At 60.4% G+C, this 8,100-nt stretch carries 5 protein-coding genes and 1 tRNA gene; 4 read left to right on the forward strand and 2 right to left on the reverse strand.

The genetic code is table 11. The annotated features are described in order from the left end of the window. Window positions 1-43: 43 nt before the first annotated feature. Complete coding sequence (locus tag AAFP29_RS21145) at window positions 44-3,046, forward strand: RND family transporter (protein ID WP_419219381.1); 3,003 nt, start codon at window positions 44-46, stop codon at window positions 3,044-3,046. Between the two features lie 120 nt (window positions 3,047-3,166). After that, entirely contained in the window at window positions 3,167-4,270 is a 1,104-nt protein-coding gene (locus AAFP29_RS21150) for a lipase family protein (RefSeq protein ID WP_419219383.1), read from the forward strand. A 2-nt stretch (window positions 4,271-4,272) separates the two neighbouring features. Here AAFP29_RS21150 and AAFP29_RS21155 read toward each other — a convergent pair whose 3' ends face one another. Continuing rightward, the gene (locus AAFP29_RS21155) at window positions 4,273-4,872 is read right to left on the reverse strand and encodes a TetR/AcrR family transcriptional regulator (protein WP_419219384.1); all 600 of its coding nucleotides are present in this window, start codon (window positions 4,870-4,872) and stop codon (window positions 4,273-4,275) included. Between the two features lie 112 nt (window positions 4,873-4,984). Here AAFP29_RS21155 and AAFP29_RS21160 point away from each other — a divergent pair, with 112 nt between their 5' ends. Then, window positions 4,985-5,947, forward strand: coding sequence for an SDR family NAD(P)-dependent oxidoreductase (locus AAFP29_RS21160; RefSeq protein WP_419219386.1), 963 nt, complete (start codon window positions 4,985-4,987; stop codon window positions 5,945-5,947). Continuing rightward, window positions 5,944-7,611, forward strand: coding sequence for an AMP-binding protein (locus tag AAFP29_RS21165; RefSeq protein ID WP_419219387.1), 1,668 nt, complete (start codon window positions 5,944-5,946; stop codon window positions 7,609-7,611). Before AAFP29_RS21160 ends, AAFP29_RS21165 begins: the two co-directional genes overlap by 4 nt. A gap of 207 nt (window positions 7,612-7,818) precedes the next feature. Here the strand turns inward: AAFP29_RS21165 and AAFP29_RS21170 are convergent. Then, a tRNA-Met gene (locus AAFP29_RS21170) sits at window positions 7,819-7,892 on the reverse strand. Window positions 7,893-8,100 lie beyond the last annotated feature (208 nt).

Genomic DNA, 8,100 nt, shown 5'->3' on the forward strand with positions numbered 1-8,100 from the left:
AGCGCGCTCGTTCCGCTATTCACCCCGAAGGACAACAGATCCAGTGGCCCACCAATACAGTCCGGCATTCGAACGGGTCGGGCGTGGCATCACCCGACATTCGGCCCTGGTCATCTTGGTATGGATCTTGATAGCTGTCGGGACCAATTTGGCGTGGCCGCAACTGGAGACGGTTGCCAATGAGCGGTCGGTTGCACCGTTCCCGAGCGACGCACCGTCTATTTCCGCCATGCACGAGATGGCGGAAAAGTTCAACCAGAAGGGTGCTGACAACGTAGCCATCGTCGCGATGACGAATCCCGGCGGATACAACCTCGGCGCTCGCGCGCATTACAGTGCGCTCGTCCAACGCCTGAACGAAGGCGGTGCCACCACTTTTGTGCAGGACTTACTCGGCGCCGCTGACGCGCAGTCGAATCCGACTCTACGAAAGCAGGTCCTGAGCGCCGACGGAACGGCGTGGTACCTACTTGTGGGCGTGCGCGGGGATCTCGGGTCGCCCGAGGCAATGCAGTCGCTGAAATCGATCAAAAACACCGTGGCGCGGACTTTCGACGGCAGTACGGTCACGGCCCGCGTGACGGGTAACGCCGCCACCATGGGCGACGTCGCGGTTCAGGCGATTTCCGACACGCGGCTCGTTGGTGCGATCACATTCGCGGTTATCACCGTGCTTCTGCTAGTGATCTACCGTTCGGTTTTCACCGCGTCATTGCCGCTGATCGTCATGGGAATGAGTGTCGTCGTAGCTCGCGGGACGGTGGCCGGACTCAGTTTGTTGGGCATGCCCATCTCGAGTACATCGTCGGCCCTCATGGTGGCGATCGTGGCCGGCGCGTGTGTCAACTACACGGTCTTCTACATCAGTCGGTATCACGAAAACCTGAGGCTGGGCCTCCGGCCCGACGAAGCCATCGCTCGCACCAGCGGTTCGATGACCCGCGTCATTCTCGCGACTGCCGCCACGGTGGCCATCGCCAATCTGGCGCAGGTCACCGCCAAACTGCAGGCGCTCGCGGCTTCGGGCCCGGCGGTGGCAGTCGCCATCACCATTGGCTTTCTCGTCACCGTCACGATGCTGCCGGCGATCCTTCATCTGGCGGCTAAGCGAGGGATCGGATTCCCCAAAGCCGCACTTACTGAACAACTCTGGCGTCGGATCGGTGTTTACGTCGTCCGGAATCCTGTCGTGACACTCCTCGTGGCGTTACTCACGCTCGGAGGTTTGGCCGCATTCGCCCCGTCAATGAGATTCAGTTACGACGATCGCGCCGCGCAGCCCAAGGGGACGGATAGTTCAGAGGGCTACGCGATGCTCAACGCGCATTTCCCCTCCGACTCGATGCTGCCGCAATACCTGATCATCAACTCGCCCAAGGATCTTCGCACGCCGGAAGGGTTGGCCGATCTGGAACAGATGGCCCAGCGCGTATCCCAACTTCCCGGCGTGACGCGGATAGTCGGGATTACGCGACCCGACGGGTCGAAAATCACGCAGGCCACCTTGGCCTGGCAGATCGGCACGATGGGCAAACAACTCGCACGCGCCAAAGACAGCGCGAAGAATTATGTGCCTCAACTTGATCGGGTCCAACAGATCGCCGACCTCGTCTCGCAGTTGGCGCAGGAGTTCGACGCCAACGAGCTCTCCCGTATCAATTCGCTGATGACTCAGGCTTTTTCCCAAGCAGGCAGCGCAACTGGACAGTTAAACCGATACTCTTCTCTGCTCGATCGGCTCAGCAAATCCGGTCCACAGCTCGACCAATTGGCCGGTCTCGCACCGACATTGAAGACCACGGCAATGACGTTGACTTCGGCAATCGCCCTCATCGAGCCGATCTACTCGTCGATGAAAGGATCGCGAGTTTGCACCGATCTTCCTCAATGCGTCCAACTTCGCAACCAACTGGCGGTGTTGATCGAGTCCAAGAACAGCGGCGCATTGGCCGCGCTCGGATCGGTGAGCACAGCCATCGACGCGATGGCTCAAAGTGGCACACCACCGTCGAAGTTGATCAGCGATATGAAGGGGCAGCTCGCGACCGCACAGTCGTATATTCGTCGAATCGGCGAATTTAAAGCACGATATGACCGTGCGAATGATGTACTCCGCCGGGTCCAGTTGCTTGGCCTGAGCAACGAAGATGCAGAGCAGATGGGCGACCGGGTGCGCGAGATGCGCCGCCAGACTGAAGAGGCGATGGGCGGACTCACCGAACTCGCCGCGTATCTGCAGACCGTCGGGACGAGTGCGAAGTCGCCGTCGGCGTCCGGCTTCTATCTTCCCGACGGAATACTGTCGACCGGCGACTTCGGTTCGGCTGCAGCACTTTTCATCTCACCGGACGGCAAGATGGCTCGCTATATGTTGCAGACTTCGGTTGATCCCTACAGTCCGCGAGCGATGGAACTGACCCGATTGATCGCCTCGACCGCACGGGAGGCGACACCCAACACCAGCCTGGCGGGCGCCGAGGTCGCGGTCGGCGGTCTCTCGGCTATTCTCGGCGATCTTCGCGAAGTGTTCAAACGAGACTTCGTCGAGATCATCGTCGTCACCCTGCTGATAATTCTCGCAGTGATGTGTCTTCTGCTGCGGTCGATCGTCGCGCCGGTATACCTTCTCGCGACGGTGATTCTGACTTATCTGGCCGCTTTGGGCGCCGGGGTTCTGCTATTCCAGGTGATACTTGGCAAACAATTATATTGGGCGGTTCCGGCGATGACATTCGTGCTCGTCGTCGCCGTCGGTGCGGACTACAACATGCTGTATATGTCGCGTTTGCGGGAGGAGTCCCAGAAGGGATTCCGGATCGGCGTCCTTCGGTCGGTCGGTTACACCGGTTCAGTGATTACCTCGGCGGGGATGATCTTCGCCGCCGCCATGTTCGGGATGATGGCCGGCAGCATCTCGATGATGTATCAGATGGGATTCATCATCGGCGCGGGCATACTCATCGACACATTCATCGTGCGAACGCTCATTGTGCCAGCCATCGCTACTGTTCTCGGATCCAAGAGTTGGTGGCCGGCGAAGTCGTAGGGAGGGCCGACGCAAGCCACTCACCGACCTTCCGACCCTTGCGAAAATTCGTGTCAGATACTACCGTAATCTCAAATATCAGCGCGATCTGAGATTGCTACCAACACGAAGATGGGCCGAATGACCAATCAAGCACCCAAAGCTGCGGGCGTGCTCATTTCGTGCGAGCCGACACGCGCCCGACTGTTTCCCGGAATCAGAATGCGTGCCCGCGCCTGGGCAGTCCGCTACACCACCACCGCTGCAACCGGCGGCATCATCGAAGCGACCGGAACCGTTCTCGTTCCGACAAGCCGGGCTCCGCACGCATTGATTGGGTACGCGGTCGGCACACAGGGGCTCGCGCCGCGGGCGTCGGCGACGTCGGCACAACTTGCCTACGGGCTGGAGTACGAAGCCGGATTCCTCGCTGCCGGATTGCGGCGCGGCTGGGCGCTCGCGGTCCCCGACTATCCGGGCCTCGGCACAGGCGCTACGCATCCGTACGTCGTCGGCCATGCCCTCGGTCCAGCGGTGCTGGACTTGTTGCGCGCCGCACGACAGATCGCGCACGAGCATCTCGCGGATCTGCCGATCGCGATCACCGGCTACTCCGAAGGCGGGTGCGCCGCTGGTTGGGCACTACAGCTGCACCCGACCTACGCACCCGAATTGCCAGTGGTGGCCGGGGCGGTGGGTGCAGCGCCCGCAGATCTCCTCGACTGCTACGAACGCCACCAGCGCAGCCCGTATGCTTTCCTGCTCATCTATGGGCTGATCGGTCTTGATGCCGCGTATCCAAACCTGCACGCGACACGTCACCTGAATAGGCGGGGCAGACTGCTGATTCGCATCTTCCGCCGCACGCATATTGTCGCTGCGGTGATCCTCGGGTTTATCGGCTGGCTCCTTCCCCCATTCCGCGTCGAGTCATGCGTCGACGAGCACCCCCTCGATGACACAGATGTGCGAGCCCATCTCGAGCTGAACCGCCTCGGCGACAGCCCTCCGTCGGCACCTGTCTTCATCGCCACTGGCAGGTGGGATCAGGCCATCCCGTACCGCCAGACCGTCGAACTCAATGCGCGCTGGGCCGCTGCCGGCGCACAGGTCACTATGGATCTGTTTCCACGACGCGAGCACATCACCGGCGGACTGACTTTCGCCCGGCGCGCATACCCCTTCCTCGACAGCCACCTCGTCACCCCGAACCACAGACCTCGCCGTGTGCCCGAAGCGTCGTAGTCTCACACCGAAGTGACTGCGGACAGCAATTCGTCGACGAGGTCGAGTACGTGATCGGGCGTCACGCTGGGATCGACGATTTTACGTACCGCCAGGCCGAAGGACAGGTCCAGAATCAACTCGGCGATCCGGCGCGCCGGGACCATCTCCAGGATCGCCGACGGCAATAGCTTGGTTAGTACTTCGGCGATATTGTCCACGGCAGAGCGGTTCCGCGCACCTTCGGTCGCCACGATCGATGAATCCGCACGGTTGGCCAGAGCGAATTCCAGCTCCAGGCGCGGCCAACCCGAATCGAGAGTGTGGGTTATCCATCCACGAATGTTCTCGACCACCTTCGCGAGATCGGCATTCGCACCGACAAGATCGCTGAGGTGCTCACGGGCTTCACCCTGCAAGCTGGCCAGTACGACCAGGGCGACGTCAGCTTTGCTATCGAAGTTGGAGTAAAAGGCACCAGTGGTGAACCCAGCTCGCTGCGTGATCGCAGACACCGAGGCTGCACCGTATCCCTCGGTAAGCATAAGTTCCCGCGCACTCGCCACCAGCTGACGCTTGGTCTCAGCTTGCGCGATGGTCCTGGAGTTTGCCACGCGCTCCATCCTATCGCCCTCATTTCAGCAGCTTGAGGTCCCAGTCATCAGGTCTGCGGTCACGGCCGCCACGCACCGGCCTTGCGCCGTTCCATTTCAGATACTATCGTTATTAGAAATAATGCCGTTATCTAAGGAGTACATCTTGGCGCTCAAGGAATTGGCAACCGGAGCTGTGCTGCGGGCAATGGGTCCACCGATGGAGAACGATCTCGAACGGTTGCGCCGCTCTGTCGAGGGTCGCATCGTACTCATCACCGGGGCGTCATTCGGCCAGGGTGAGGCGACCGCGCGGCTATTCGCCGCTGCCGGGGCGACCGTGCTCTTGGCAGCTCGTACCAAAGCACGACTCGACGAAATCGCCGCAGAAATCACCGCCGTCGGCGGATCCGCGTTCAGCTATTCAGTCGATCTCATCGATGTCGACGCCGTGGACGCGTTCGCCAGGCAAGTCTTACAGGAGCACGGTGGCGTCGATATTCTGGTGCACAATGCCGGCAAATCGCTGCGCCGCAGTGTGTATCGCAGCGCTGAACGCCTGCGCGATATGGACGCGATGGTCGGAGTCAACTTCACAGGCCCAATGCGCCTCACCCTCGCGTTGCTGCCGAGTATGAAGGTGAGCCGCGGCGCACACATCATCAACATCGCCACCGCTGGTCTTTGGATGGCGCCCGTAGCTCCGCGGTGGTCGTTCTACATCGCCTGTAAAGCGGGGTTCGACACATGGTTGCGGTCCATCGCGCTCGAGGTACGCGGCGACGGAATCGACGTCACGACCATCTACGCGGGTCACATCAAAAGTCGCATGGTCGCTACCCGATGGGTGAGCCGGACGCCCGGCCACACACCCGAGCAGGCCGCGCACATACTCGCCTATGCTGCCTCTCGGCGGCCGAGAGCGATGGCTCCGCGAAGTTTGTCCGTCGTACGTGTACTCGGGGTGATCTTTGAGGCCCCCCTCGGACATGTGATCTCTTACCTGGACAGCCGCGGCGGGGAGACCACAGCGTCGGAGGCAGCGTATGTGCGAGCGATGGCCAAAGAATTCGCCGATACCCACCCGATTGGCACTGGCTCATGAACCAAAGCAATACGTCGGCGCAAGACATTTCCACTCGGGGAAGTCGTCGACAATGGCTGACCGCCGCGGTCGCCCTTATCCGATCAGGAATGTTGGCCCCGCCAAGTCCATTGGTACTCGCACGAATCGTCAACCGCTATTGGCAGCATGGAAACACCGCCGCGACACTATTCGGCATCGCAGCGGCCCGCTACCCGGACCGCTCGGCAGTAATCGACGACGCCGGCGCTATTTCTTATGCGGAGCTTTACCGCGATGCCGGAGCCTTGGCGTCCCACCTCTGCGCTAAGAGACGTCCAAAATCAGTGGCGATAATATGTCGCAATCATCGCGGCTTTTTCGAGGCGTTGGCTGCCACGGCGATGACTGGCGCTGAAACCATTGCTATCAACACGGAGCTTCCCGCCATACAACTGGCAACATTGCTCACCCGGCACGCTCCCGACGCCCTCATCTACGACGAGGAATTCGCCGATGCGATCGCGGCCGGCAGTTTTGGCGGAACTCAGGTCATTGTTGGCACCTCCGCCCGAGAATCGACGGTGCCGACGCTATTGTCGACCACCAAGTCACCGAGCCGATATCGGCACCGCGTCTGGCGCTCTGGCAAATACACCCTCCTTACCTCCGGGACTACCGGCCTAGCCAAGGGCGTACCGAGATCTGTACGGCTTTGGGGGGTGGTTCAGCTAGCGGTGTCGGGGACTGCGACAGTGCCGTTGCGCTCGCGCGATGTGGTCGTCGTCGGCCCGCCGTTCTTCCACGGGTTCGGTTTGCTCGCAGCCATCGGCGTCATTAGCGCAGGTGGCACAGTGGTGTGCCGGAGTCGATTCGATGCCGCTACTGTGCTCGACGATATGGCCCGCCATCGCGCAACGGTACTTTTCGCCGTTCCGACGATGCTTCAACACATTCTCGATGCCGAGCCGTCCGCGTCCGAGAGATCTATTAACCTGCGGCGGGCAGTAACGGGTGCCGCCCCGGTAACAAGTGTCACGGTGCGGCGATTTCAGAACCGCTTTGGGAACGTGCTGGTCAATGGTTACGGATCCACCGAAGCAGGTGTGGTGACCACCGCAACACCCGACGACCTCTGTCGCTTTCCGTCAACCGTCGGCAAAGCAGCCCTCGGCGTTTCAATCCGGATCATTGATGAGGCAGGCGATATGGCGCCACCTGGCGAATCGGGACGAATCTTCGTTCGTGGACCACTGGAGTACGCCGGCTATACACGTGACACCCGGTCTCCCACCCCGACCAAAGTGGTGATCGATGGTTTCGTCGACACCGGCGACGTCGGCTACATCAATTCACAGGGGCTGCTCTTTCTGGCTGGCAGATCGGACGACATGATTGTCTCTGGCGGCGAAAATGTCTTTCCCGCTGAAGTCGAGGATATTATCGTCCGCTACCCTTCGATCAAAGATGCCATAGTTGTTGGCGTCAGCGATGAAAGATTCGGACAAGTTCTCAAGGCTTTTGTAGTCACCACTGACAACGAGGCGGTCGATCCAGAATCTCTTAAACTCCACCTACGTGCGTCCCTTGAGCGCTACAAGGTCCCCAAACAATTTGTCACAATCGACGCCATTCCGCGAAATCCGAGTGGAAAAGTGTTGCGCAGCAAGTTGATGGAGTTGGGGGAAAGTAAGGAGAATGCGTGACGCGCGACGAGCGATGTGCCTGGATGCTGTAATTGTTGCCGAGCTGGTATCGACGCAGGGGCGCGACCACCGGCCGCTGCGCCACTATGGGAACAGCGGCACCTACTCACCCTTTTAAGGCACCACGGCGATTATCACGACGGCGCGATACCTAGAAAGAAAAGAACCACGGTCCTTGGGGACCGTGGTTCTTTCTTACTTCTTTTGTAGCGGGGACAGGATTTGAACCTGCGACCTCTGGGTTATGAGCCCAGCGAGCTACCGAGCTGCTCCACCCCGCGTCGGTAAACACCAAGTTACAGGTGCCCTGACACCGAGTGCAAATCGGTTTCGGCAAACTCCCTGATCGGCACCGTTCCGGTGACGAGAGTCACACCTAGCCACCGCCTGACCAGCGGGAACGATCATTTTGGGTGTACGCCCATCAGTGTCGCGATCTGCTGCGCCAACGGCGTGAGGTTGAGTTTGTCGGGGTCCTTCTTAGGCTTG

The sequence above is a fragment of the Gordonia sp. CPCC 205333 genome (genome assembly GCF_048537885.1).
Lineage (GTDB): Bacteria > Actinomycetota > Actinomycetes > Mycobacteriales > Mycobacteriaceae > Gordonia.

Excerpts from the sequence above, each read along its gene's own strand:
- AAFP29_RS21150 (WP_419219383.1), top strand. The coding sequence starts at position 3,167 with ATGACCAATCAAGCACCCAAAGCTGCGGGCGTGCTCATTTCGTGCGAG.
- AAFP29_RS21155 (WP_419219384.1), bottom strand. The coding sequence starts at position 4,872 with ATGGAGCGCGTGGCAAACTCCAGGACCATCGCGCAAGCTGAGACCAAG.
- AAFP29_RS21160 (WP_419219386.1), top strand. The coding sequence starts at position 4,985 with ATGCCGTTATCTAAGGAGTACATCTTGGCGCTCAAGGAATTGGCAACC.
- AAFP29_RS21165 (WP_419219387.1), top strand. The coding sequence starts at position 5,944 with ATGAACCAAAGCAATACGTCGGCGCAAGACATTTCCACTCGGGGAAGT.